Here is a 26,288-nt window from a genome sequence, read left to right as displayed (position 1 = left end):
TCAATCCAAAAAGCGCTGGAGACACAAGCACCATGTCCGCACCCCTCTTCCCCCATGACATCCGCCTGAGCCGCCGCGGCCTGCTCCAGGCCGGCGGCGCGGCAGCCCTCGGCGGCCTGCTGCCCTCGATGGCCTTCGCCGAAGACGCGTGGCCCAGCAAGTCGATCCGCTTCGTCGTGCCCTTCGCGCCGGGCGGCAGCTCGGAGATCGTCGCGCGCTCGACCGCCGCGGAGCTCTCGCGCACCATCGGCCAGAGCGTGTTCGTCGACAACAAGCCGGGCGCTGCCGGCAACATCGCGATGGGCGAGGTGGCGCGCGCCACCGACCAGCACACGATCATCCTGGGCCACATCGGCACGCTGGCGGTCAACCCGTACATCTTCGCCAAGCTGCCCTACGACGCGAACAAGGACTTCAAGCCCGTGAGCCTGCTGGCCAAGGTGCCCAGCCTCTACGTGGTGCATCCCGACGTGCCGGCGAAGAACCTCAAGGAGTTCATCGCCTACGCCAAGTCGAAGCCGGGCAAGCTCAGCTACGGCTCGGCTGGCAACGGCAGCGCCGGCCACCTGGCCTTCGAGTACCTGAAGATGACGGCCGACGTGTTCATGCTGCACGTGCCCTACCGCGGCACCGGCCCGATGGTGACCGACCTGCTGTCGGGCCGGCTCGACGCCTCGGCGATCGGCGCGGCGGCGGTGCTGCAGTTCATCAAGGCGGGCAAGGTGCGCTGCATCGCGACCGGCTCGGCCAAGCGCCTGCCGCAGCTGCCCGACGTGCCGACCGTGGCCGAACAGGGCTTCCCCGGCTTCGAGATGACGCAGTGGTACGGCATGCTCGCGCCGGCCAGCATCACGCCGGCGCAGCTCGCCAAGCTTTCGGCCGAGACGATGAAGGCGGTGAAGTCGCCCGACTCGATGCAGCGGCTGACCAACGACGCGGCCGAGGCCATCGGCGGCACGCCGGAGCAGTTCGCGCAGTTCATCGCCTCTGAACAAACCCGTTGGCAGAAGGTCATCGCAAGGGCAAACATCAAGCCGGATTGAGCCCCGTCGGCTCTAGCATCGGGCCATGCGCATTCTCCTGGCCGAAGACGAACACACCCTGGGCACCTGGCTGTGCAAGGCGCTGGAGCACGCGGGCATCCAGGTCGAATGGGTGGACGACGGGCGCCTGGCCGACCGGGCGCTGCAGCAGCGCGACCATGACGCGCTGGTGCTCGACCTGGGCCTGCCAGGGCTGGACGGGCACACGGTGCTGCAGCGGCTGCGCGAGCGCGACCAGCGGCTGCCGGCGCTGATCCTCACGGCGCGCGATTCGGTGAACGAGCGGGTGGCCTCGCTCAACGCGGGCGCCGACGACTTCCTCGCCAAGCCCTTTGCGCTGGCCGAGCTCGAGGCGCGGCTGCATGCGCTGGTGCGCCGCGCGCGCGGCGTGGAGCATCCGCGCCAGGCCTGCGGTCCGCTGGTGTACGACGGCGCGCGGCGGCACTTCACGCTCAACGGCGAGGCGCTGGCGCTCTCGCCGCGCGAACTGGCGGTGCTGCGGGTGCTGGTTCAGCGCAGCGGCGAGCCGCTGTCGAAGCAGCAGATCCTGGAGCGAGTGTTCTCCGACGACGAGGAAGTGCACCCCGAGGCGGTGGAGGTCTTTGTCTACCGGCTGCGCAAGCGGCTGGACGGCAGCGGCGTGCGCATCGTCACACTGCGTGGGCTTGGCTATGTACTCGAAGCAGACTGAGTGAGCGTGGTGTCCGGCCTGGCAAATCGCCTGCGGCGCGCGAGCCTCTGGCAGCGGCTCGCGCTGCTGCTCTTTCCGGCCCTGCTCGTGGTGACCGCGCTGGAGCTGTGGATGACGCGGCACGACGCGCTGGCCGCCGCCAACGCCGCCTACGACCGCTCGCTGCTGGGCGCGCTCAAGTCCATCGACGCCAACATCTCGACCGCGTCGGGCGGGCTCTCCGTCGAGCTGCCTTACACGATGTTCGAGTTCTTCGAGCTCACGGCGAGCGGACAGGTGTTCTTCCGCGTCTCGACCTCCGACGGGCTGGTCGAACTGGGCAGCGCCGACCTGCCCGCCCCGCCCGCCGAGCTGAAGATGGGCGTGCCGGCCTTCTACGACGCCACCTATTTCGGCGAGGCCGTGCGGCTCGCGGCCTACCGCCGCGACCTCGACCGTGCGCCGGCCGGCAGCACCGGGCGCAGCGTGCTGATCCAGGTCGGCGAGAGCACGCGCTCGCGCCAGGAATTCAGCGCGCGCTTCGTGCGCAGCGCGGCGCTGCGCGACGGGCTGGTGCTGGCGATGCTGCTGTGCGGCACCGCCATCGCGCTCGCGGCGGCGCTGCGCCCGCTCTCGCGGCTGGCGCGCGAGGTGGGCGCGCGCACGAGCGATGACCTCACGCGCATTGCCGAGACCGACCTGCCCGCCGAGGTACGGCCGCTGGTGGCTGCCGTCAACCAGCAGATGTCGCGCACGCAGGAGCTGGTTTCGCAGCAGCGCCAGTTCCTCGACGACGCCTCGCACCAGCTGCGCACGCACCTGACCACGCTGCAGATGCAGGCCGACTACGCGCGGCGCGAGGAAGACCCGGCGCAGGTGCAGGTGGCGCTCGATGCGCTCGGCACCGAGATCGGCCGCGCCACGCGCAGCGCGCAGCAGCTGCTGGCGCTGGGCCGCAGCGACACGGTGTCGGTGGAGCCCGCCGAATTCGATCTGGCGGGGCTGCTGCGCGAAGTGGCCGTCGACCTGCTGCCGCTGGCGCGCGCAAAACGCATAGATCTGGGCATCGACCTGGGCGTCCATTCACCCGCGCCCGAATTCCCCGCCGTGGCCGATCGCGGGCTGATGCGCGAGGCACTGGGCAACCTGGTGAGCAACGCCATCGCCTACACGCCAGCCGAAGGCACGATCACGCTTTTTGCTGCCGGCGACGCCGCGGGCTGGAGCCTCAACGTGGAAGACAACGGCCCGGGCATCGACGAGGAGGAACGCGCCGCGCTGGGCCAGCGCTTCCGGCGTGGCGCACGCGCCGGCAAGGGCGGCTTCGGGCTCGGGCTGGCCATCGCGCGCTCCATTGCGCAGCGGCACCGGGGCGAACTGCGGCTCGAGGCACGCGAAACCGGCCCGGGGCTGCATGCGATCATCTGGTGGCCGCGCGCTTCATCGGCCCCGGCCTCCGACTGACGGGCCCGCCGCCATGCCTTCCTCCGCTACCTCCAACCGACGCCATGCATTGCGCGCGCTGTGTGCGCTGCTCGCGCCGCCATTCGGCATGCGCGCGATGGCCGCGGGCGATCCTTCCGAAGAAGCGGCCGACTGCGTGATCCCCGCCAAGGCGGGCGGCGGCTTCGCGCTGACCTGCGCACTGGCGCGCGACGCGCTGCAGGCCGTGCGCCCCGCGCGCCCGCCGCTCGCGCAGCGCTACCTGCCGGGCGGCATCGGCGCCGTGGCCTTCGACCGCATCGCCACCGGCAAGCTCGGCGGGCCGGGCACGCTGGTGGCGTTCTCCAGCGGCTCGCTGCTCAACCTCGCGCAAGGCCGCTTCGGACCGCATTCGCCCTCGGCCGTGCGCTGGATCGCCACGCTGGGCACCGACTACGGCGTGATCGCCGTTCACCGCGATTCGCCTCTCAGGCGCCTGCAGGACCTTGTCGCCGCACTGCGGCAGGACCCGTCGCGCATCGCCTTCGGCGCGGGCGGCACGGTAGGCAGCCAGGACTGGGTGAAGGCCGCGCTGCTGGTGCGCGCAGCGGGGCGAGACCACAAGGCGATGCGCTTCGTCTCCTTCGAGGGCGGCGGCGACGCACTGAGCGCATTGCAGGGGCGGCATGTGGACGCGTTTCCGGGCGACGCGGCCGAGGCGCTCCAGGCCATCGCGGGCGGAGCGGCCGTGCGGCTGCTCGCGGTGCTGTCGGAGAACCGGCTGGGCGGCGCCCTCACCGGCGTGCCGACCGCGCGCGAGCAAGGCGTGGACCTGGTCTGGCCCACGGTGCGCGGCCTCTACCTGAGCGCGGACGTGCCCGATGCCGCCGTGCGCGCCTGGACCAACGCGTTCCGCGAGGCGAGCGCTGCGCCCGGCTATGCATCGCTGCGCGAACAGCACGGGCTCTACCCTTTCGCCCTCACCGGCTCCGCGCTCGACGACTATGTGCAGGCGCAGATCAAGGCCTACCGGCAGCTGGCGGACGAACTGGGGCTGCGGCGCTGGCCGACTTCCCGATGAGAATGCGGGCAAGATCGCGCCCATGACCGAAGACGCGATCACCCAACACATCATCGACATGCTGGCCGGCGGCCATTTCCAGATCGCCGACGACAACACCTTCTTCTTCCACGACGGCGACGACAAGTTCCCTTTCGCGACCATCGTGACGAAGGACAACGAGTTCGACAACGCATCGAAGCTGGACCGCGCCGGCGTGTTCCGGCTGAACCTCGGCGTGGGCAAGGAAACGTTCCGCGCGCTCTTCGGCGAGCAGCCGGCCTCGCCCGACTACAGCGCGCTCGACACGCTGATGCCGCATCCGCTGTACGCGAAGATGTACTGGGTCAGCGTGATCAACCCGAGCGCGAAGACCTTCGAGACGGTCAAGCCGCTGATCGCCGAGGCACTGAGCCTCGCACGATCACGCCGTACGGGCTAGGCCGCCTTCAGGAACACGTCGTGGTCCGGCGCGAAGTTCGCGTGCAGCGGCAGCATCGCGCCGCCGAGCGCGCAGGCCTGCGCACCGGCCTTGCCGCCGTGCAGCTGCGGCTGCCAGAGGCCTTCCCAGTTGCAGTGGTCGAGCGCGTCGCGGGTCTGGTCGAGCAGCGCCTGAAGCAGCGGGCGTGACATGGAGCCGTCCACCACCACGTCGGACAGGTCGAGCATGGCGGTGCCGCACACGATGGCATGCGCCAGCGCCTGCGATGCGCTGGCCAGCCAGGCCGTCGTGGTCTGTGCGAAAGGCGGCTGCAGCGCGCGGTCGTCGTAGGCGGCCATGGGATCGAGGCCTTCGGCCGACAGGCGCTGCTCGAGCTCCCACAGCGACGCCTGCGCGACCAGTTGCGGCGGCAGCGCGCCGCGGGTGCCCGGCGGCTGCATCGGCAGCGATGCCAGCGCGCCCGCATTGCCATGCGCGCCGGTGTGCAGGTGCGAGTTGATGACCAGCCCGCCGCCCACGAAGGTGTCGACGAAGATGTAGAGAAAGCTCTTCAGGTCGTGCCCCCGCCCGCCCACCAGTTCGGCCACGCAGGCGGCCACGGTGTCGCGCGCGAAGCTCACCGGCAGGTCGATGCGCGAACGCACCTCGGCGGCCAGGTCCATCTGGTTCCACAGGTCGGACTGCGCCTTCGACAGCCCCAGCGTGCGGTGCCAGCCGCCGAGCAGAAACGGCGCGGCCAGCCCCACGCCCACGTTGCGCACGGCCAGCGGGCCCAGGCCGTCGCGCAGGCGGTGGATGTGCTGCGCGATGGCGGGCAGCAGCGCGTCGGCATCGGGAAAGTCGTAGCCGATGGCGTGGCGCTCGCGCACCTGCGCGGCGAAGTCGATCAGCAGCCACTCGGCACCGCGCCGGCCGACCTTGATGCCGATGGCGAAGGCGCCGTCGGGGTTGAGCGCCAGCGGCACCGAGGGCTGGCCGATGCGTCCGCGCACGCGGCTTTGCTTGACGATGAGCCCGTCTTCCTCCAGCCGCGCGGTGATGAGCCCGATGGTCTGCGCGCTCAGCCCGGTCAGCCGAGCCAGGTCGGCCTTGGGCAGGCTGCCGTGAACGCGCAGCGCCTGCAGCACCGTGCGCTCGTTGAACTGGCGCATGCCGACCTGGTTGGAGCCGCGGGGCCGCAGCAGGTCGGGCGTGCGCGCAGCAGCGGGTGCGTGCGCATCAGGCATGCGCCTCCGCGGGCAGCTGGTCGGCCGTCATCGCGCCGGTCATCACCGCGACCGTGTCGCTCATGCTGATCTTCTTCGGATCGAGCACGGCCGCGCGGCGGCCCAGGCGGGCCACGTGGATGCGGTCGGCCACCTCGAACACGTGCGGCATGTTGTGGCTGATGAGCACCACGGGCAGGCCGCGGTCGCGCACGCGGCGGATCAGCTCCAGCACCATGTTGCCCTCCTTCACGCCGAGCGCGGCGGTGGGCTCGTCCATGATGACCACGTGCCGCGCGAAGGCCGCGCTGCGCGCCACGGCCACGCACTGCCGCTGGCCGCCGGAGAGCGTCTCGACCGCCTGCGTCATCGACTGGATGCCGACCTTCAGGTCGGCCATGCGCGCGGTGCTTTCCTGCAGCATCTTCTTCTTGTCGAGCATGCGCAGCACGTTGCCCATGAAGCCGGGGCGGCGCAGCTCGCGGCCGAGGAACAGGTTCTCGTAGATGGTCATGGCGGGCGCCACGGCCAGGTCCTGGTAGACCGTCTCGATGCCCGCGCGCCGCGCCTCCAGCGGATTGCGGAAGTTCACCGGCTTGCCGTCGAGCAGGATCTGCCCCTCGTCGGGCACGATCGCGCCCGACAGCGCCTTGATGAGCGATGACTTGCCCGCGCCGTTGTCGCCGATCACCGCGAGGATCTCTCCTTCGCGCAGCTCAAAGTCGACACCGGCCAGCGCCGTGACCTGGCCGTAGCGCTTCACCAGGCCCTTGGCCTGCATCACGATCTTGCGGTTTGTAGCCGTGTTCATTTCAGTTCTCCACCACGCTGGCACACGAGCCGCGGCCGACGCGACCGGCGCGGACCCGTCGGGGAACACCACGGAACGGGCTTTGCCCGGCCGAAGGTGTTGCCCCCTGGAAGGGGGTTGGCGAAGCGACACGAAGTGCGCGAAGACTGGGGGTGAGCTTCATGCTAGCGAGCCCCCCTGCGCGAGAGTTGGTCGGCCGCGACGGCGAGGATCACCAGGATGCCGGTCACCAGCACCTGGTAGATCGACGACACCCCCATCAGCGTGAGCCCGTTGCGGAACACGCCCACGATCAGCACGCCGATCAGCGAACCCAGCACGATGCCGCGGCCGCCGAAGAGGCTGGTGCCGCCGAGCACCACGGCCGTGATGGCGTCGAGGTTCTCGGTCTGGCCCGCGTTCGGGTCGCCCACGCCGGTGCGCGCCACCGACAGCAGCGAGGCGATGCCGTAGAGCACGCCCGCCATCACGTACACGCCCAGCAGCACGCGCTGGGTAGGGATGCCCACGAGGCGCGTGGCCTCGGCGTTGTTGCCCACGGCGTAGACGTGGCGCCCCGCCGCCGTCTCGCGCAGCACGAACCACGCGAGGAAATAGAGCACCACCATCAGCACCGAACCCCAGGCCACCTCGGCGCCGCCAATGGTGAAGGTGGTGCCCAGGCCCGTGAGCCCGCCGGGCAGGTCGGTGATGGTCTGCGACGACGAGTACAGCTGCGTGATCGCGAAGGCGATGTTCAGCGTGCCCAGCGTCACGATGAAGGGCGGCAGCTTGATGCGCGTGACCAGCAGGCCGTTGAGCAGGCCGAACAGCGTCGTCACCCCGATGCCGCAGAGAATGGCCACCGGCGCCGGCAGGCCGAGCTCGGTGGCGAACTTGCTCATGATGATGCCGCCCAGCGCCATCACCATGCCGCACGACAGGTCGATGCCCGCCGTGAGGATCACCAGCGTCTGGCCGATGGCGATCACGCCGACCACCATCACCTGCTGCAGGATCAGCGAGAGATTGCCGCCCGTGAGAAAGCGGTCGGACTGGGTCGCGAAGAAGATGCATGCGCCGAGCAGGGCCAGCCACGGCCCCAGGGCGCCCCACGGGATGTGGTGCGTGGCTGATGCGGATTTCGCCATCGAGATATGCCTCCCTGGAATTCGTCGTCAGCTCGGCTGCTTACTTCTTGCCCCAGCACAGCTCGGCACCGGTCTTGGTGTCCTTGCTGTCGACGCCCGCCACGCTCTTGCCAGCGATCAGCGTCACGCCAGTGTCGACGTAGCCCGAAGCCTTCTTGCCCGTCTTGGCGTACTCGACGCCCGCGGCAACGCCCATGGCGGCCATCTTCAGCGGGTACTGCTGCGAGGTCGCGGCGATGATGCCGGCGGCCGTGTCCTTGATGCCCTGGCAGCCGCCGTCGACCGACACGATCATCACGCCCTTCTCCTTGCCGGCGCGCTTGAGTGCGTTGTACGCACCGGCGGCGGCGGGCTCGTTGATGGTGTAGACCAGGTTCACTTCGGGCGCCTTCTGCAGGCAGTTCTCCATCACCGTCTGCGCCTTGGCCTGGTCGCCGTAGCTGTCGGCCATGCAGACGATCTCGGGCGCCTTAGACAGCTCATTCGACTTCGCGTCGTTGGCCTGCAGGCCGAAGCCCTTCATGAAGCCGTTGTGGCGCTGCGCGCCCACGGGGTGGCCCGGCAGCAGGTCGAGCGCGACGATCTTCGCCGGCTTGCCCGCCATCGCGGCCTTGGCGTATTCGCCGATCAGCACGCCGGCGGTGTAGTTGTTGGTCGCGAAGAGCGCGTCGGTCGCATCCGGCGGATCGGCCGGGCTGTCGAGCGCGATCACCATCACGCCTTTGTCGCGCGCCTTCTTGATTGCGGGAACGATGGCCTTGGCATCGCTCGGCGTGATGAGGATGGTCTTGGCGCCGGCCGCGATCATGTTCTCCATGGCGGTGATCTGCCCGGCGTTGTCGCCGTCGGCCTTGCCTGCGCCGGAGAGCAGCTTGGCGCCCTGCTTCTTGGCCTCTTCCTGGGCGCCTTCCTTCATCTTCACGAAGAAGGGGTTGGTCTCGGTCTTGGTGACGAGGCCGATGACGGGCTGGTCGGCGGCGAAGGCGGCGGTCGACGCGGAGGCTGCGGCGAGGGAGAGTGCTGCCAGGGCGAGGATGGAGCGGGGGCTGGTGTGCATGGGTTGTCTCCTTGGGCGGGCGGTTGGTTTGCGCCTGCGGTTTTGGATCCGGATCGCGTGAGGGGAAGCGGGCGTCCGGGCGCAAGGGGACTATCGGGCAGCGGAGGGACTAAATCAAGGTGATTTAGTTATCGGAAACCCGAACACAGCAGATGTAGAGGCGCCGAAGCCTGTGGCTATGGCGGCGAACAATCAATGGGGGGTTTTGCTTGGGGGACGTCTGTCGTGCGCGCAATGCTGAAGGGTAGATCCACGTAGCGTTCGGGTTGCCCTCTCAAGCCGGAGGCGAAGGAGTCACTCCCGCGAGGAGAGCTTTCCGAAGAAAACCTGCGTATCGTATTTTCGGCCTTCTCTCGAAAAACTCCAGAATTCGGAAGGAAAGAAGTAGCCCCTTTCCAGGAACTCAGTCAACTGATGGAGCGCATACCCCAAAGCATCCAAGCTTATCTCCAAGAACAACGAATTTTTCTTCATTTCGAGACGATCGAGCACGCCAAGTCTCAATTCAATTATCGCTTCCTCCAGATCATTTCGAAACAAATGAAGAGAACCGACATGCTCGACACTCTTTATTCCATCTATCAATGCAGAGATTTTCGAGAGAAGAAAACCAGCACCCTCTTCATCGAAATCAATCGTTAATTCGTCCTTGCTCAACGGCCCAAAATGAAAAACTATCAAGCTACAACCTCACTGCCAGCATCGCCACCGAAGCGTCAATTCATTTCATTAGAATTCAACTTCAACAATAGCTCGAAGTGATCAGAAGCCAGCGCACAAAAAATCTCGGCGCACCGTTCAGCAACCTGGCACCGCTATTCAGTACTGTTCACTCACTGTTATTTCCTGGTCTCCAAAACTGCAGACCTTCCAAAGCTCGCTCAATATCTGTCAGGTCATCTTCGCCTCGAGTTTCATCTAAAACCCTGGACAAGGTAGATCGAACTCTGGCGAGCCGACTCGTCACTTCTCCGTCGTCAATGAATTTGGTTGTTTCCGCGTTGTATTCTGACTTCTTATCAGGAAGATCCGGCGCGTAATATGAGCCAATCTTATGCAGGGAAATTAGCATGTACTCGATCTCTCGAAGGACGCTTAATAAATCCCCCCCATCAATTCGCAATTCTTTATTTTTTTCCATCATTTAAGATCTCCTAAAGACTTTTAGATTGCATGCTGGAACACCACCTTTAATCGTCAGCTCCTGCCTGTGATACCTAGGATTCTCCACCCATTCAAGTCTTGACAGCGGCACGTCAAATTCAACATAGTCCCGCCCGCGACCTTGTCCGATCTGATATTTATCTTCGGCATCGCGTTGACTTAGTGGTTTTCCGCTAGCAGGCTCAACATAGACGCGATTGTTGTCACTGGCAATAACTTTGCCGCTGGCCTGGATTCCGGTTGACCCTTTTCGATTCGTGTAATGCCGCACTCGCGTCATCAGCGGGCAATGCGCGTTTTCCTGTGTTTGCGCCGCTTTCGCCTGCTCGGGTTTGTTCGGCGGAGTGCTCCCGCCATTAGTCCGTTGCCCTCCTTTTCGCGCTAATCCAAAGGGGTCGATCCAGTAAGTAGGACTTGGCGCGTACTCGTAGAAGTTTTCACCACCGAGGATTCGAATTGGATCCCTCGAGACGAATCGCCCTACCAGTGGGTCGTAGTATCGATACCTGTTGTAGTGCAGCCCCGTCTCTTCATCCCAATACTGCCCCTGAAACCGAATCGGATTCCTGAACCCCGCCCTTCTCCCCGCTTCGCTGATCGCCTCCCGCGCCTCTCCCCACGCCTTGTACTGCGCCGACCACGCAATGCTGCCCTCATGGTCTGTCAGTTCCTGCGGTGTGCCCAGGTGGTCGCACTGGTAGAACGCCATCTCCCTTCTGTCAAACGCCCGCGGCACCTGCCTCTGTTCGCCGTTCCACAGCAGATCCTGTTCGATGTCGTAGACGCCGCCGTTGGTCTCCATCAGCGCCTTCGCATCCGTCGTCTCGCTCAGCGCCATCGCGCTCGCACGGCGCACCTCCACCAGCGGCACGAACGAGTTCGGCTCGTGGATGTAGTGCACGCTCCAGCCGTGCTCGCCGCCCTCCTCGATCGCTGAGCTGCTCTGCGTGCTCTCGAATGCGAGCACATCGCCGTCCCAGCCGAACAGCGTCGTGGTGTCGCCCGAACTCTTGGAAAGACGACGCCCCAGTGCGTCATAACTGAAGGTGGCAGTGATGCCGCTGTGGTCGGTCGCCGCCGTCATACGGTTGAAGCCGTCCCATGCGAAGACGGTGCGCCAGCCGTTGCGTACGCGCTCGGTCATGTTGCCGCGCTCGTCGTAGCGGTAGCTGGTGCCCGCGTAGTTCTTCAGTAGGTTGTCCAGCAGCTTGCCGGCCGGATGCTTCAGGGGATCGTTGGCCGAGGGCGAATCGACGATGTTGCCTGCGGGGTCGAAGGCGAAGGTCTCGCGCCCGAGGCGGCTGTTGGCTTCGAGCAGGCGGCCCACGGGGTCGTAGCGGTAGTTCAGGCTGCCTCGACGGCTGTCGCCGATGGTCACCAGCTGGCCAGCCTTGTCGTAGGTATAGCGGCGCTGGATGCCTGTGGTCGATTCGATGGCGTTTGGCCTAGTGCGCGAGATGTGCTGTTCGAACAGCCGCCCCGCAGGATCGTATTCCCAGGGACGTCTGGTTCGCTGAAGTAAAAAGCTTCTCCCCTAACTTCATTCAAAGAGACGACGCGTCAAGACGATACTGCAATCAAATCTCAGCATCAGCGCTATTTTTTAGATTACCAAATAGTCCGCAGAAATATAAAAAACATTCAACTCCAAGGCGCGCGCCCTTCATCTACAAAAAGCCACTGATAAAGAGGTTTTCTATATTTTCTTAATCGAGGAAAATCTGCATTCAAAATTTCAGCATCAAGCAGAAAAATACCATGAGACTCAACCAATTCAATTATCTCAATCCCAATTTTATCATGTGTAAGACCTCGCAAAATCGGCTTGGACACCGAGCCATCGATACCCAATTGGACCAAAAAGGCAAAAGGCCCAACCATTGAAATCCTGAGAAGATATTTATCACCAGAAGGAAAAGATAAAATATAGCCAAAACTTATGTCATAATTTTCATCAGTATCTTCTTGCACCGTGCATTTTTTACAAATTTCATCGACAATCCTTTTGTATCTTTTTTGCGCAATCTCGTCCAGCACAAAAGAATAATTGGGAGCCTCAAGACTTCCAAATCTATTCTCCAAGATTTGGATCCATTTTTTTTCCATATTTCCTCTATGGGGTTTCGGGGCCGGCAGGGTGTCCATGAATTTTCCCTTTTGAGTCTTGATGAACTCTTACTTTGGTCTGAGTTCCTCCTCTTGGTCCTTCGCCGATCGGTGTTCCGAACTCGTAGTCCTTGACCTCGGGTCTGCCTGGCACTTGCGTGCCATTCGCCCAGGCCTCGTCCGTGTATTTGATAGCAGCATTCCAGTCACAAAAACAAGATGTCGGTTTTCCCGCCTTCACTCGGTTGTCGTATTGCGGCGTACCCTTTACGTGCCCGGCTTGTTTCTGCGTTGAAAAATAGGGAGGTACGCGAGGCTGCAACCCTAAAGGGTCGATCCATTCAATGGCGTTTGGCGCGTAAGCATGCAGGTTCATCCCGCCCGCTAAGGCGACTGGATCGCTTGAAACAAACCGTCCAGCCTGCGGGTCGTAATACCGATACCGGTTGTAATGCAACCCCGTCTCTTCATCCCAATACTGCCCCTGAAACCGAATCGGATTTCTGAACCCTGCCCTCCTTCCCGCCTCGCTGATCGCCTCCCGCGCCTCTCCCCACGCCTTGTACTGCGCCGACCACGCAATGCTGCCCTCATGGTCTGTCAGTTCCTGCGGTGTGCCCAGGTGGTCGCACTGGTAGAACGCCATCTCCCTTCTGTCAAACGCCCGCGGCACCTGCCTCTGCTCGCCGTTCCACAGCGGATCCTGCTCGATGTCGTAAACGCCGCCGTTGGCCTCCATCAGCGCCTTCGCATCCGTCGTCTCGCTCAGCGCCATCGCGCTCGCACGGCGCACCTGCACCAGCGGCACGAACGAGTTCGGCTCGTGGATGTAGTGCACGCTCCAGCCGTGCTCGCCGCCCTCCTCGATCGCCGAGCTGCTCTGCGTGCTCTCGAATGCGAGCACTTCGCCGTCCCAGCCGAACAAAGTCGTGGTGTCGCCCGAACTCTTGGATAGACGCCGCCCCAGCGCGTCATAACTGAAGGTGGTGGTGGTGCCGCTGTGGTCGGTCGCCGCGGTCATGCGGTTGAAGCCGTCCCATGCGAAAACGGTGCGCCAGCCGTTGCGTACGCGCTCGGTCATGTTGCCGCGTTCGTCGTAGCGGTAGCTGGTGCCGGCGTAGGTCTTCAGCAGGTTATCCAGCAGCTTGCCGGCCGGGTGCCTCAGGGGATCGTTGGCCGGGGGCGGGTCGACGATGTTGCCTGCGGGGTCGAAGGCGAAGGTCTCGCGCCCGAGGCGGCTGTTGGCTTCGAGCAGGCGGCCCACGGGGTCGTAGCGGTAGTTCAGGTTGCCACGCCGGCTGTCGCCGATGGCCACCAATTGGCCAGCCTTGTCGTAGCTGTAGCGGCGCTGGATGCCAACTGCCTCGACAGCACCTGGCCTGGTGCGCGATATCTGCTGCTCGAGCAACCGTCCCGCCGGGTCGTACTTCTGCCGCTGGCTCAGGCCGTTGCCCTGCTCGCGGGCAACCTCGCGATGCAGGTCGTCCCGCTCGAAGCCCAGGATGTCCTGACCGTCGATCATCAGGCCGTGCACATGGCCGGAGCCATAGGTCAGCCATTGGGTGACGTGCCCGTCGGGCCGCACGGTGGCGACGCGATGGCTGAGTTCGTCGTAGCGGTGTTGCCAGACCGCCGTGCGCTTGCGCTTCAGGTAGTGGTGATGTTCGCGCGTCAGGTTGCCGGCCGGGTCGTAGAACCACTGCAGGCGTGCATCGCTGTTGGTCGCCTCGAGCAGGCGGCCGTTGCGGTCGTAGGCGAAGCGTTCGGACTGCCCGCCAGCGCGGCGTTCGCTCAGGCGGCCGAGAGGATCGAATTCGAGTTCGGTGCGGTGGCCCGCCTCGATCACTTCGGCGAGCACGCCCGTGGTCTCTTCGTGGACGTACTGCGTGGCCTTGCGGTCGAAGCCGGTTTCTTCGAGCAGTCGGCCTACGGGGTCGTAGCGGAAGTCGTACCGGCCGCCGTTCTCGTTGTGCAGTTCGGTCAGGCGACCCAGCAGGTCCCAGTGGTACCTGAGCGAGCGGCCAGCGGCATCGGTGCGGCCGGAGATCAGGCCGGCGCGCGTGTAGCTGTAGCGCGTGGCGCGCCCCAGTGCGTCGGTGTGCAGAAGCAGGCGGCCTTCGGCGTCGTGCGCGAAGTGTTCGCTCGTCCTGTCGGGCTGTTCGATCTCTTCCAGCTGGCCGGCTGCGTAGCGATAGCTGGTGGCGTTGCCTGCGGCATCGGTGGCCTTGACCAGACGGCCGCGCTCGTCGTATTCCCAGCGGCTGGTCTTGGCGGAACAGTCGGTGTAGCTCAGCAACTGGCCCGATGGCGAGTAGACGAGCGCCTTGACGCCGCCCTTGGCATCGGTGATGCGCACGGGCCTGCCCGCCTTGTCGTACGCGTACTCGGTCTTGTGCCCCAGCGGATCGATCTCTTCCGTGAGATGGCCTTGCGCGTCGTAGTCGCGCTTCCACACGCCACCCTCCGCGTCGCGGATGCCCGTGAGCCGGTGCAGGCTGTCGTACTCGTAGTGCACGCGGCTGCCGTCGGCTCGGGTGTGCGTCTGCAGGTTGCCGTCGGCGTCGTAGGTGTAGTCGTCCGTCGTGCCGTCGGTGTGCACGTGGCGCGTGATGTTCTTCGCGTCATCACGGAAGAACCACTCCTGCAGACCGTCCGGATGGATGATGCGGTAGGTATAGCCCTGGATGTCGTAGTAGTGCCAGGTCTCCCCACCCAGCGCATCGGTCACGTAGGTCAGGCGGATGTTGCGGTCCCACTCCAGCTTCAGCGCGAAGCTGCCGTCGTCGGACCACTCGCGCACGGCCTTGGCGTCGGGGCCCGTGCCGTCGTACTCGAGGTTCATGCCCCGGCCGGTGCGGTCGGTGTAGCGGGTCACGAGATGGTGGCTGTAGGTGTAGCTCCAACTGGCGCCGTCTTCGTCCTGGGCCGAGACAAGGTCGCGCTCTGCATCGTGGGTGTAGGCGGCCAACTGACGCACGACCTGGCCATCCTTGAGCTCCCACAGCGACTGGATGAGCCCCGTCTGCGCATCGGGCTTGGTGCCCACATGCGCCATGACGGCTTCGCCGTGCTTGCTGATGACGTCGCTGAGTACGCGCTCGCCCGTTGCCGCGATCACGTGGTCGTAGCGCAGGCCGATGGCCATGCCGTCCTTGGCCTGCTGCGTGACCAGCCGGAAATGGGGTTGTTTGCTGTCGACGTACTCGTAGATCTCGCGCCACTCGCTCTGCTCGCCTTCGGGCAGAAGCTTGCCGAAGTCAAGCACCAGCAGGCTCTCGCTCAGGCGAGAGACGCGGACTTCCTCGATCGCATCGAAATAGCTCTGGCCCACGGCCAGCACCGGATAGGCGTGGCTGCGGCCGTCGGCGGCGTGGTGCACAAGGCTGGGCTGGCCCTGGCGGGCGCCTCGCGCGGGGGCGGTGATGTCCACACGCATGCTGTAGGGGGTGATCCAGCGAGCGCCCAGGCTGCCGCGGTCGAAGGCGTCGAGGTCGCTGGCGTAGGTACGCGCCCATTCGATCGGCAGCGGCGCTGCCAGAACGAAGTCGGTGTGGGTGAAGCTCTCGTTGCCCGTGGCAAGGCTGATGGAAGCCCCTTTGCGCGCCGGCGCAGGGCAGTTCTTGCACCCCGCCGTCCCTTGTGCATCGGCTTGCTTGTTGATGTGGCCGAGTTGCGTTCCGGGATTTTCCTTTTCCGCCTTGGCTCCTGTTTGCGGAGCGATGATCGCGGCACGCTGGCCCTTCTTCTTCAGCAGCGCATCCCGCAGCTTGTACAGCAGCCACATGATGCTGGCCTGCGCTTCCCTGTCCGCCAGCCTCGACAGCTGCCCGCGCAGCTGCTGCTTGAAGTCCAGCATCTGCGTGATCATGCTGTTGACCTGGCTGGCGACGCCATCGGGCAGTTGGCTCGCAGCCGCCTTCGCCACGTAGTTCGCCGACTGCTTCGAGTAGCGCACCGCAGCGCCCCACATCCGGCTCCACGTGCTCTGCGTCTTCGGGTCGTGCACCTTGGTTTCGGGTGACGCAGGCGTGCCCACCGTGAACAGGTCCTTCTGACCCAGCACGCGACGCATCACGTCCACCAGGTTGTCGATGATCTTGTCCGCGAGGTCCGCGCAGCTCTTGAGGATGCCGTCGAGCTTGGCGATGGCTCCGTCGATGAACGTGTCCAGCTCGCCCATGATGGTGGCGTTCAGGTGCCCCACCAGCGTGGTCACGATCGCCTCCCCAAGGTTAGAGGCCGCCGTCTTCAGTTGCTGCCTCACCAGGTGCAGCGTCGGGCGCAGGCTCATGCGCGCCGCAGCCATGCTCGGCGGTACCGGGATCAGCCCGATCAGGTTGATGCCCAGGCTCACCCAGTTCAGGAACGCATCGACCCCGTCCTTGGCCTTCTTCTCGACGATGTTGATGATGTCCAGGAACACATCCACCAGCGCCATGATGTTCCCGACGATCGGGATGCTGCCCAGCACCATCGTCAGGCGCTCCAGCGTCACGTAGCCGCCACTGAACGAGCGCAGCCAGTCGTCCACCGCCTTGCTGGCAGCGGCGACGTCCTCCTTCACGATCGTGTTCAGCGGTGCCACCGCCGTCTGGGGCTCGCGCTCGGTCGGCGCTTTCTTCTCTTCCGTCCCTGCCATTTATTGTTTCCCTCAGTTGATGCTGGCGCCCTGGAACTCGAGCTGCTCGAAGGTGCTGCCGGTGAAGTCCACGCTGCGTCCCTGCAGCCCCTGCGCATGCACCACGGTGCCGCTGCAGTCCAGCACGCCGACGTCATTCCAGCTGCCGCCCGCGAAGCTGATGTCGTCCCACTGGCACTGGCGGAAGGTGCTGCTTCCGATGCTCGCGCCATCGAAGTTCGCGCCCGTGAAGCTGCAATTGATGAACGTGCAGCCGGTGATCGAGATGCTGCTGAAGTCGCACTGGGTGAAGCTGCAGCCCGTGAACTGGCAGCCGCTCCAGCCCGCCTGCTTGAAGCTGGTGGCGGTGAAGCTCGTGCCTGCGAAGGTCGTTGCGGCGAACTGGGCAAGGCCCAGGTCGAGCCCCGCGTAGGCGAAGCTGTCGGCCTGGCCGACGAGCCCGGCGGGAGCACCGCCAGCGCCTTTGCGCCACATGTCGTGGGCGAGGATGATGATCTGGGAAGACACTCGATGCCCCTCGGTTGGCTATCTCTTCAGCGAGACAGATGCTTCTGAAGGACTCGGCCGCTGAACTTGTCGATCAGCAGTTGCGGTTCCGCCAGGCCCGGCAGGGCACCGCGATGACCCTGCGGCTTGTTCGACGCTTCCCACGTAACCCGGTATCCGTCGGATGCATCGACCAGCACAAGCTTGTAGTTCTCGAGCCGCAGGCCAGAAGACCTTCCATCCTCCCAGGCCACTGCAATCGCCTGTGCTACCAGGCCATCGACTTCGATGATTTCGTTCATTCTTTTCTCCCTTGCAAAATTGAAAGCCGCAGACTCGGTCGGTCGCGGCGTCTTTTGAAACAGTCCCAGCGTCGGGACCACTACCTGCTTCCTCGCTCCCGAAGCATTTCGCCCGTGATCCTCGAGGCGATGTACATGATCGACCGCCCCAACCTGCTGGCGTTGCCAAGTCCCTTCTGCCCGGGCGGCAGCTTGGCAGAGAAGGCTATGCCGATGGTGTCGACACCGTCTTCGTCCTCGCCGTTCTCTTTCCGCCTTTCGGCAATGCGGACATCGAAGTTATTCAGGTCTTGCCCGGTCCTCTCGAACAGCCTGAAAGCGTTGCCCAATGCGATCACCACCGGGGTGTTGAGCAGCAGCCGATCCGGCGACTCGATCTCGAAGAGCGGCGCGGCCGAACCATCGAGGCCGTCGCTCACGGACGCGAGCCCCGGGCCTTCGCGCGGGCCGCTTCGATCTCCTTGAGCAGATCTCCTGCCTCCGCATTGCCGCTCTTCGACGACTCCGCCGCCCAATGCGCGGCTTCGGCGAGGTCCTTGCCGCCCATGTAGAGGTCGTAGGCCAGGTTGTGCTGCGCGACGACGTGTCCGGCCTTGGCCGCGATCGTCAGCCAGCGGATGCGCTGAACGTCGTCGGAAGACGTGAAGGTGTAGTACAGCGAGAGACGGAACGCGGCCTCGGCGTCACCGGCCTCGGCCTTCGTGATCAGTTCGGCTCGTTGCGCATCTGTCAGCGCGTAGGACTGCGCACCCGAGATGGGCGAAGAAGAAGAGGCTGGTGCGGCGTCGGGCTTGTCCATGGCTTGGTTCTCCGTTGCGTAAGAGACTGGGAGGTTCAGAAGAAGAGGAAGAAGCACTGCCAGCTTCGTGCCGAATCTGAGATCGATGTTCTTCATGACTTGGGGTTGAAGGTATGCCAGACGCCGGGATCGGCGGTGTCCATGCTTCCGTCGGCCTTCTGGCCAGCAGGCTTGTAGGCGCCGTGGGGCCAGATCCACAGGAGCTTGTCGGGCGCCACGACAGGCGCATTGAGCTCGTTGGCCAGTTTCTGCGCGTAGGGGTCCGTTCCCTTGCCGGTCTCGCATGACATAAGCTGAACCTGCTGGCCTTCCGTATACGACGGATGCGCCTTGATCCGCTGCGCCATTTGCGCAGGGGTGATGCCCTTGAGCGCGGTGTCGGTCATGATGCTCGGATTGCCGTGGGAGCCGACCGTGAAGGTGCCGGGCGGGCTCGGGATGTTGTCTGCCGACTGCCGGATCGCCTCGTTGTGCGGGAACAGGTTGATGTCGACCAGACCCAGCGGATCGATGCCGCGCACGGGGTTGCCGCCGACGTACGCATACAGGTTGAGGCCGCCTGCGAGCCCCAGCGGGTCGGGCGAGACATACCGGCCGATCGCCGGATCGTAGTAGCGGTAGCGGTTGTAGTGCAGCCCCGTTTCGGCGTCGAAGTACTGCCCCTGGAAGCGGATCGGATTCACGATGCCGGCACGTCGCCCCGCCTCGCTGATGACCACGCGCGCCTCGCCCCAGGCCTTGTACTGGGCCGACCATCCGACCCGGCCCTCATGATCGGTCAGGTCCCGCGGCGTGCCGAGGTGGTCGCACTGATAGAAGGCGATCTCGTCCGCCTCGAAGCTGCGCTGCCCCGGCTGGAGTTCGCCGTTCCAAAGCGGATCCTGCTCGATGTCGTAGGCGCCACCGTTGGCGGCCATGAGTTCCCGCACGTCGGGCGTCCTGCCCGGCACGATCGCATGCGCCTGGCGCAGTTGAACCAGCGGAGCGAAGGAGCGCGGCTCGTGGACGTAGTGCACGCTCCAGCCGCGTCCGTCGTCTTCCTGCTCCGCGGCGAGGCTCTGCGTGCTCTCGAAGGCGAGCGTGTCGCCATCCCAACCGAACCGGGTGATGCTGTCTCGCGAGCGTTTCGAGATGCGGCGGCCCAGCGGGTCGTAGGCGAATGAGGTTTGCGTGCCGTCTGGGTCCGTGGCGGAACTCAGGCGCCCGAAACCGTCCCACGCGAAGGTGGTCGCCCGGCCGTTGCATACGCGCTCGACCATGTGGCCGTGCTCGTCGTATCGATAACGGACGCCGGCATAGGCCCGGAGCAAGTTGTCGAGCAAGGGAGCGATGGGAGCCCGGCTTGCGCCGGTGGTGCCAGCGGGCTCGGCAACGTTACCCGCCGGATCGAAGGCGAAGGTCTCGCGTCCGAACCGGCTGTTGGCCTCCACGAGGCGGCCGACGGGGTCGTAGCGGTAGTCGAGGTTGCCATGATGGCTGTCGCCGATGGCGACGAGCTGCCCCGCCCTGTCGTAGCCGTAGGTGCGCTGCAGCTGCAGCGCGCCGGGTGCGCTCGCCTGGCCCGGCACGACCTGCTGCTCCAGCCGCCTCCCTGAGTTGTCGTAACGCAGCTTCTGGGTCAGGCCGTTGCGCTGCTCGCGCACCACTTCGCGATGGAGGTCGTCGCGCTCGAAGCCGAGGATGTCCTGCCCGTCGAGCAGCAGGCCGTGCACGTGGCCCGAACCGTAGGTGAGCCACTGGGTCGTATGTCCGTCGGGGCGGATCGTGGCGACGCGCTGGTTGAGTGCGTCGTAGCGGTGCTGCCATATCGCGGTGCGCCCGGCCTGCAGATCGTGCTGATGCTCGCGCGTCAGGTTGCCGGCCGGGTCGTAGAACCACTGCAGGCGCGCGTCGCTGTTCGTCGCCTCCACCATGCGCCCGTTGCGGTCGAAGGCGAAGCGCTCGACCTGGCCGCCAGCGGACCGCTCGGTCATCCTGCCCATGGCATCGGCCTGCAACTGCACCATTCGCCCGCCCGCGTCGACCTCGGCAAGCCGGCCGGTGCTTTCCTCGTAGCGGTACCGCGTGGTCCGGCGGGCGAAGTCGGTCTTCTCCAGCAGCCGGCCCACGGGGTCGTAGCGCAGGCTGTGGCGGCTGCCGTTCTCGTTGCGCAATTCGACAAGACGACCCAGCAGATCCCACTGGTACCTGAGCGAATGCCCGTCGGCATCGGTGCGGCCGGCGATGAGCCCTGCGCGGTTGTAGCTGTAGTGCGTGCGGCGCCCGAGCCCGTCGACATGCGCGAGCATGCGTCCCTCGGGGTCGTGCAGTGTCTGCTCGCGCGTGCCGTCGGGCAGCACGAGCTCGTGGAGCAGGCCCGGCACGCTGCCTTGGGCACGCAGTACCGCGTCTTCCTGCGGAAGGCTGTAGAGATGGCGCGTGACGTTGCCCGCCGGATCGACGGCCGTGGCGAGTCGGCCGCGATCGTCGTAGGTCCAGCGGCTGGTCTTGCCTGAGCAATCCGTGAGGCTCGCGAGCCGGCCGCGAGGCGTGTAGCTCATCAGCTTCGTGCCGCCCTTCGCATCGGTGATGCGCACGGGCCTGCCGGCCTTGTCGTACGCGTACTCGGTCTTGTGGCCCAGCGGATCGATCTCTTCCGCGAGATGGCCCTGCGCGTCGTAGTCGCGCTTCCACACGCCGCCCTCCGCATCGCGGATGCCAGTGAGCCGGTGCAGGCTGTCGTATTCGTAGTGCACCCGGCTGCCGTCGGCTCGGGTGTGCGTCTGCAGGTTGCCGTCGGCGTCGTAGGTGTAGTCGTCCGTCGTGCCGTCGGTGTGCACGTGGCGCGTGATGTTCTTCGCGTCATCACGGAAGAACCACTCCTGCAGCCCGTCCGGATGGATGATGCGGTAGGTGTAGCCCTGGATGTCGTAGTAGTGCCAGGTCTCCCCACCCAGCGCATCGGTCACGTAGGTCAGGCGGATGTTGCGGTCCCACTCCAGCTTCAGCGCGAAGCTGCCGTCGTCGGACCACTCGCGCACGGCCTTGGCGTCGGGGCCGGTGCCGTCGTACTCGAGGTTCATGCCCCGGCCGGTGCGGTCGGTGTAGCGGGTCACGAGGTGGTGGCTGTAGGTGTAGCTCCAGCTTGCGCCGTCTTCGTCCTGTGCGGCGACGAGGTCCCGCTCGGCGTCGTGCGTGTAGGCGGCCAGCTGGCGCACGACCTGGCCGTCCTTGAGCTCCCACAGCGACTGGATGAGCCCGGTCTGTGCATCGGGTTTGGCGCCCACGTGCGCCATGACGGCTTCTCCGTGCTTGCTGATGACGTCGCTGAGCACGCGCTCGCCCGTTGCCGCGATGACGTGGTCGTAGCGCAGGCCGATCGCCATGCCGTCCTTGGCCTGCTGCGTGACCAGCCGGAAATGGGGTTGTTTGCTGTCGACGTATTCGTAGATCTCGCGCCACTCGCTCTGGTCGCCTTCGGGCAGGGGCTTGCCGAAGTCCAGCACCAGCAGGCTCTCGCTCAGGCGCCAGACGCGGACTTCCTCGATCGCATCGAAATAGCTCTGGCCCACGGCCAGCACCGGGTAGGCGTGGCTGCGGCCGTCGGCGGCGTGGTGCACAAGGCTGGGCTGGCCCTGGCGTGCGCCTCGCGTGGGCGTGGTCACGTCCACGCGCATGCTGTAGGGGGTGATCCAGCGCGCGCCCAGGCTGCCTCGGTCGAAGGCGTCGAGGTCACTGGCGTAGGTGCGCGCCCATTCGATCGGCAGCGGCGCTGCCAGAACGAAGTCGGTGTGGGTGAAGCTCTCATCCCCGAGAGCGAGACTGATGGAGCCGCCCTTGCGCACCGGCGCCGGACCGTTCTTGATGCTGCACCCTCGCCCGTTCGCGGGCGCCTGCTTGCTGATGTGCCCCAACTGGTCACCGGGCTTGTCCTTCTGGGCAACCGCCCCCGCCTGCGGCGGCACGATCGCGGCCCTCCTGCCCTTCTTCTTCAGCAGCGCATCCCGCAGCTTGTGCAGCAGCCACATGATGCTGGCCTGCGCCTCCTTGTCCGCCAGCCTCGACAGCTGCCCGCGCAGCTGCTGCTTGAAGTCCAGCATCTGCGTGATCACGCTGTTGACCTGGCTGGCTACGCCATCGGGCAGCTGGCTCGCAGCCGCCTTCGCCACGTAGTTCGCCGACTGCTTCGAGTAGCGCACCGCAGCACCCCACATCCGGCTCCACGTGCTCTGCGTCTTCGGGTCGTGCACCTTGGTTTCTGGTGATGCAGGCGTGCCTACCGTGAATAGATCCTTCTGCCCCAGAACGCGGCGCATCACGTCCACCAGGTTATCGATGATCTTGTCTGCCAGGTCCGCGCAGCTCTTCAGGATGCCGTCGAGCTTGGCGATGGCTCCGTCGATGAACGTGTCCAGCTCGCCCATGATGGTGGCGTTCAGGTGACCCACCAGCGTGGTCACGATCGCCTCACCCAGGTTCGAGGCCGCCGTCTTCAGTTGCTGCCTCACCAGGTGCAGCGTCGGGCGCAGGCTCATGCGCGCCGCAGCCATGCTCGGCGGTACCGGGATCAGCCCGATCAGGTTGATGCCCAGGCTCACCCAGTTCAGGAATGCATCGACACCGTCCTTGGCCTTCTTCTCGACGATGTTGATGATGTCCAGGAACACATCCACCAGCGCCATGATGTTGCCCACGATCGGGATGCTGCCCAGCACCATCGTCAATCGTTCCAGCGTCACGTAGCCGCCGCTGAACGAGCGCAGCCAGTCGTCCACCGCCTTGCTGGCGGCGGCGACGTCTTCCTTCACGATCGTGTTCAGCGGCGCCACCGCCGTCTGCGGCTCGCGCTCGGTTGCCTGCGGCTTCGACGCCGCCTCCTGTTCTGCCATTTTTTCTTTTTCTCTCGAACTCTCGTTTCAGGTTGGGTGGCCCGCTGGGGGGCCATTCGGGGCGACTAGGCAGGGTCAGCCTGCGAAGCCCGGCGTCCGGCCTGTGGCGACTGGATTTGCAACTGCGGTGGCGATGCCTGGCTGCTTCATTCCGCCAGAAGCGATGCCGCTCATCACGCCGGTGATCGGTACGCCCATCGGGCCGAGCTTGGCACCGGCCGCCTGGATCGCCATGCCGGTCGCCGCCTGGCTTGCCTGGCCGAGCAGCGCCTTGGCGCCGCCCTGCTGGATCGCCCGCGCCGCGCCCACGGCCTGCTGCGCGACGCCGGCCGCTTGCGTGACCTGGTTCAGCGCGCTCGCCGCCTTGCTGCCCATGCCGGCCACGCCCGCGAGGGCTCCTGCGGCGCCGCCCGCAGAGCCGGCCAGTCCGGCAGCGTTGCCGACGAGGCCAGAGATGCCCGACACGCCCCCGCCCGCTCCGCCCGCGGCCGCGCCGGTCGCGCCTTTCGCCTTCCAGTCCTCCGGCGTACCGTAATAGCTGCCTTCTTCCCAAGGGTCTCGCGGGTCCTTGCCGAACGTGACCTTGGCGGTGCCGATGGGCAGGCCCGACACCGTCGCGAAGCCGTTGCGGTCGAAGGTGCCGGCGTGCGTGCCGCCTTCCGAATCCACCACGGTGAAGTCGCCCTGCGCCACGCCCTGGCGCTTTTCGCCGGTCGGCTTGATGTACTGGTGATAGAGGTCGAGCTGCCCCTTGGGCACCGGCGGCGGGTTGGGCAGCGCGGGCTTGCCGTCGTTGGCCGGCCCCACGAGGCTGTGGACGGCGGCATGCTCGCGCCATGTGCCGGCCGTGCCGTGCTCGATGCCGCCCGAACTCCAGCGGCTGTAGCTCGAGCCGCCATTGATCACCACTTCTTCCTTCGCCTGGATGGTGATCTTGTTGGCGGTCTGCGTGATGTTGAGCTTGGCCAGCACGTTGACGCTGTCCTTCAGCGCCTTGATGTCGATGTCCGCGCCCGCAGCCACGAGCCGCATGCCGGCCTTGGCGGCGAACATGCGGATCGCGCTCTGCACGCTGACCAGCATGCTCTTGCCCGCGCTCACGCTCGTATGGCCGCCGCTGGTGAGCGCGGTGTGCTCGTTGCTCACGACGTGCGTCGAGCCCTGCGCCACGGTCTGCAGGCCCTTGGCGCTGGCCAGCGTCAGGTGCGACTCCTGGAACTCGGGGAAATCGCCCTGCTCGCGGTTGCCGCCCTGGCCCTTGATGGCGTCGTTCTGTTCCTTGATGCTCGTGGTGACTTCGTCCTGGTCGCCGGCTTCATGGGCCTGCGCGCCCTGGGCCAGGCCGCTGAGGCCTTCGTGCAGATCGCGCGCCTGCGTGAGGCGGCCCACCGTCTCGCCCATGTCGGTGGCATGCGCCTGCGCATTCGGCCGGGCCTCGGTGGTCACGAGCAGGCCCTTGCCCGAACGCAACACGCCATGCCCGTCGGTGCGCAGCTCGAAGCCCTGCCCGCGCGGCTCCTTGCGCCCTGCCGTGTCCTCGATGCGGCCGATGTGCCCCACGCTCAGCTGGCTGGACTGATGGTCGCTGCGCAGCTGCGCCTGGATCTTGCCCTGCGTGTCGTCCAGCACGAGGTGGTTGCCGCGTCCGCCTCCGAGCTCCCGGCTGCGGATGCCCGACAGGTGCTTCTGCCCCGGCAGCTCCCACGACGGCATGGTGTCGGCGTTGTGCACGCAGCCAGTGACGATGGGGTAGTCGGGGTCGCCGTTGAGGAAGTCGACGATCACCTCCATGCCGACGCGCGGCACGCTGGTCATGCCGAAGGCGGCGCCGGCCCACGCGGTTGAAACGCGCACCCAGCAGCTGGAGTTCTCGTTGTCCTGTCCGAGGCGATCCCAGTGGAACTGGACCTTGATGCGCCCGTACTGGTCGGTCCAGATCTCCTCGCCCGCCGGGCCCACGACCATGGCGGTCTGCGGACCGCGCGTGCGCGGCTTGGGCGTGGTGCGCGGTGCGCGCCATGCGTAGCTGGTGGGCTGGGCCTCGAAGGCGAAGCGCTGCACGGAGCCTTCGGTCCCTTCCACGCCTTCGCTGGCCTGCAGGTTCTCCTGCAGGTGGTAGCTCACGCCCACGAGCAGGTACTGCTGGTTCTGGTCGGCCTTGGGGTGGCCGGTCAGGCGCAGGGTGTGGCCGGTGGCCAGCTCGCGCAGATTGGCGCGGCCCGTGACGCGGCTACGCTGGCTGAGCTGCTCCTCGTTGCGGATGCGCGCGTAGGTCTCGCCGTCGCCGTGCTGCACGAAACCGCCGGGCCATTCGTAGTTCTCGAAGGCGTCGTGGTCATGCCCCGGGGGCATCTGGCGCAGGTGCGAGAGCTCGGCCTTGGGCTTCTCGAAGTCGTAGTCGTCGTTGTAGTGATGGCCCGAGCGCACCTCCTCGGCGATCTCCCACGCGTAGATGCGCTCGCGCTGGCCCATGCCGGACTTCTCGAGCGGGTGGTAGCGCACCTCCTCGCCGCCGGGCAGCGGGCTGTGGGAATTGGCGATGTCGTCGGCGAAAACGAGCACGTGCTGGCTGGCCTCGTGCCGGAAGTGGTAGTAGATGCCTTCGAGTTCGCACAGGCGCGAGACGAAGTCGAAGTCGCTCTCGTGGTACTGCACGCAGTAATCCCAGCGCCGGTAGTCGCCGCGGCTGAGCTTCTGCTCGATGGGATGGCCATAACGCCCGAGCACTTCCATGACGATCTCGGGAACGCTCTTGCCCTGGAAGATGCGGAAGTCGCTGCGCCGCGTGGCCAGCCACAGCCAGGGGCGAAGGCGCAGGCGGTAGAAGGAGTGGCGCGCATCCTCCTGCTGCAATCCGAAGCGGGTGGCGATACCGCCCAGGTACCTCACCCCGCCTTCGGTCTCCACCGACACGTTGCAGGCCTTGCCCAGCAGGCTCTTGGGGTCGATGGCGTTGCTGTTGCCCAGCAGTTCGACGTCGAAGGCGTACAGCTGGCTCAGCGCTTCGCGGCCTACCAGCTGGCGGAATTGCAGTGCCTCGCCCGCGGGCGTCTCGATATTGACGCGCCGGGTCATTGAGCCTCG

At 65.8% G+C, this 26,288-nt stretch carries 20 protein-coding genes; 5 read left to right on the top strand and 15 right to left on the bottom strand.

What is annotated here, in order from left to right; genetic code table 11:
• Window positions 1-32 precede the first annotated feature (32 nt).
• From ACAM57_RS11475 to ACAM57_RS11455, 5 genes are read left to right on the top strand one after another with little or no spacing between them, the layout of a single operon-like run.
• Window positions 33-1,043 carry a Bug family tripartite tricarboxylate transporter substrate binding protein gene (locus ACAM57_RS11475; protein ID WP_369661723.1) on the top strand — a complete coding sequence of 337 codons (1,011 nt, stop codon included), beginning with the start codon at window positions 33-35 and terminating at the stop codon, window positions 1,041-1,043.
• Window positions 1,044-1,068: 25 nt separating this feature from the next.
• The gene (locus ACAM57_RS11470) at window positions 1,069-1,734 is read left to right on the top strand and encodes a response regulator (protein WP_126021863.1); all 666 of its coding nucleotides are present in this window, start codon (window positions 1,069-1,071) and stop codon (window positions 1,732-1,734) included.
• A gap of 6 nt (window positions 1,735-1,740) precedes the next feature.
• Window positions 1,741-3,177, top strand: a complete 1,437-nt coding sequence (locus ACAM57_RS11465) for a sensor histidine kinase (protein WP_369662425.1) — start codon at window positions 1,741-1,743, stop codon at window positions 3,175-3,177.
• A gap of 13 nt (window positions 3,178-3,190) precedes the next feature.
• Window positions 3,191-4,216, top strand: coding sequence for a tripartite tricarboxylate transporter substrate-binding protein (locus ACAM57_RS11460; RefSeq protein ID WP_369661722.1), 1,026 nt, complete (start codon window positions 3,191-3,193; stop codon window positions 4,214-4,216).
• A gap of 22 nt (window positions 4,217-4,238) precedes the next feature.
• Window positions 4,239-4,637 carry a DUF6194 family protein gene (locus tag ACAM57_RS11455; protein ID WP_369661721.1) on the top strand — a complete coding sequence of 133 codons (399 nt, stop codon included), beginning with the start codon at window positions 4,239-4,241 and terminating at the stop codon, window positions 4,635-4,637.
• Here ACAM57_RS11455 and ACAM57_RS11450 read toward each other — a convergent pair.
• The 15 genes from ACAM57_RS11450 to ACAM57_RS11380 all read right to left on the bottom strand — a co-directional run bounded on the left by ACAM57_RS11450 (window position 4,634) and on the right by ACAM57_RS11380 (window position 26,279).
• The gene (locus ACAM57_RS11450; protein ID WP_369661720.1) at window positions 4,634-5,863 is read right to left on the bottom strand and encodes an ROK family protein; all 1,230 of its coding nucleotides are present in this window, start codon (window positions 5,861-5,863) and stop codon (window positions 4,634-4,636) included. The genes ACAM57_RS11455 and ACAM57_RS11450 overlap by 4 nt on opposite strands.
• Window positions 5,856-6,653: an ATP-binding cassette domain-containing protein gene (locus ACAM57_RS11445; protein WP_184636825.1), complete on the bottom strand. Its 798-nt coding sequence runs from the start codon at window positions 6,651-6,653 to the stop codon at window positions 5,856-5,858. Before ACAM57_RS11445 ends, ACAM57_RS11450 begins: the two co-directional genes overlap by 8 nt.
• A 164-nt stretch (window positions 6,654-6,817) precedes the next feature.
• Window positions 6,818-7,783, bottom strand: a complete 966-nt coding sequence (locus tag ACAM57_RS11440; protein WP_369661719.1) for an ABC transporter permease — start codon at window positions 7,781-7,783, stop codon at window positions 6,818-6,820.
• A gap of 40 nt (window positions 7,784-7,823) precedes the next feature.
• Window positions 7,824-8,840, bottom strand: coding sequence for a sugar ABC transporter substrate-binding protein (locus ACAM57_RS11435; RefSeq protein ID WP_369661718.1), 1,017 nt, complete (start codon window positions 8,838-8,840; stop codon window positions 7,824-7,826).
• A 294-nt stretch (window positions 8,841-9,134) separates the two neighbouring features.
• A complete protein-coding gene (locus tag ACAM57_RS11430) occupies window positions 9,135-9,497 on the bottom strand; it encodes a hypothetical protein (RefSeq protein WP_369661717.1) in 363 nt (120 codons plus the stop codon).
• A gap of 172 nt (window positions 9,498-9,669) precedes the next feature.
• Window positions 9,670-9,984 carry a hypothetical protein gene (locus ACAM57_RS11425; RefSeq protein WP_369661716.1) on the bottom strand — a complete coding sequence of 105 codons (315 nt, stop codon included), beginning with the start codon at window positions 9,982-9,984 and terminating at the stop codon, window positions 9,670-9,672.
• Window positions 9,985-11,439 carry an RHS repeat-associated core domain-containing protein gene (locus ACAM57_RS11420; RefSeq protein ID WP_369662424.1) on the bottom strand — a complete coding sequence of 485 codons (1,455 nt, stop codon included), beginning with the start codon at window positions 11,437-11,439 and terminating at the stop codon, window positions 9,985-9,987.
• Window positions 11,440-11,645: 206 nt separating this feature from the next.
• Window positions 11,646-12,149: a hypothetical protein gene (locus tag ACAM57_RS11415; protein ID WP_369661715.1), complete on the bottom strand. Its 504-nt coding sequence runs from the start codon at window positions 12,147-12,149 to the stop codon at window positions 11,646-11,648.
• Window positions 12,118-16,749 carry an RHS repeat-associated core domain-containing protein gene (locus ACAM57_RS11410; RefSeq protein WP_369661714.1) on the bottom strand — a complete coding sequence of 1,544 codons (4,632 nt, stop codon included), beginning with the start codon at window positions 16,747-16,749 and terminating at the stop codon, window positions 12,118-12,120. Before ACAM57_RS11410 ends, ACAM57_RS11415 begins: the two co-directional genes overlap by 32 nt.
• 12 nt (window positions 16,750-16,761) lie before the next feature.
• On the bottom strand, window positions 16,762-17,256 hold the full coding sequence (locus tag ACAM57_RS11405; RefSeq protein WP_126021851.1) for a pentapeptide repeat-containing protein: 495 nt from the start codon (window positions 17,254-17,256) through the stop codon (window positions 16,762-16,764).
• 26 nt (window positions 17,257-17,282) lie between these two features.
• Window positions 17,283-17,537 (bottom strand): hypothetical protein, encoded by a 255-nt coding sequence (locus tag ACAM57_RS11400; RefSeq protein ID WP_369661713.1) that lies wholly within the window; start codon window positions 17,535-17,537, stop codon window positions 17,283-17,285.
• A gap of 80 nt (window positions 17,538-17,617) precedes the next feature.
• The gene (locus tag ACAM57_RS11395; RefSeq protein WP_369661712.1) at window positions 17,618-17,956 is read right to left on the bottom strand and encodes a hypothetical protein; all 339 of its coding nucleotides are present in this window, start codon (window positions 17,954-17,956) and stop codon (window positions 17,618-17,620) included.
• A complete protein-coding gene (locus tag ACAM57_RS11390; protein WP_184636809.1) occupies window positions 17,953-18,336 on the bottom strand; it encodes a hypothetical protein in 384 nt (127 codons plus the stop codon). Before ACAM57_RS11390 ends, ACAM57_RS11395 begins: the two co-directional genes overlap by 4 nt.
• 92 nt (window positions 18,337-18,428) lie before the next feature.
• Window positions 18,429-23,204: an RHS repeat-associated core domain-containing protein gene (locus ACAM57_RS11385; RefSeq protein WP_369661711.1), complete on the bottom strand. Its 4,776-nt coding sequence runs from the start codon at window positions 23,202-23,204 to the stop codon at window positions 18,429-18,431.
• Between the two features lie 75 nt (window positions 23,205-23,279).
• Entirely contained in the window at window positions 23,280-26,279 is a 3,000-nt protein-coding gene (locus tag ACAM57_RS11380) for a type VI secretion system Vgr family protein (protein ID WP_369661710.1), read from the bottom strand.
• Between the last annotated feature and the right edge of the window lie 9 nt (window positions 26,280-26,288).

It is taken from the genome of Variovorax sp. V15 (assembly GCF_041154425.1).
Classification (GTDB): Bacteria; Pseudomonadota; Gammaproteobacteria; order Burkholderiales; family Burkholderiaceae_C; genus Variovorax; species Variovorax guangxiensis.
Note: the sequence above shows the minus strand (reverse complement) of the source record. Positions and strands in the feature narration are given on the sequence as shown.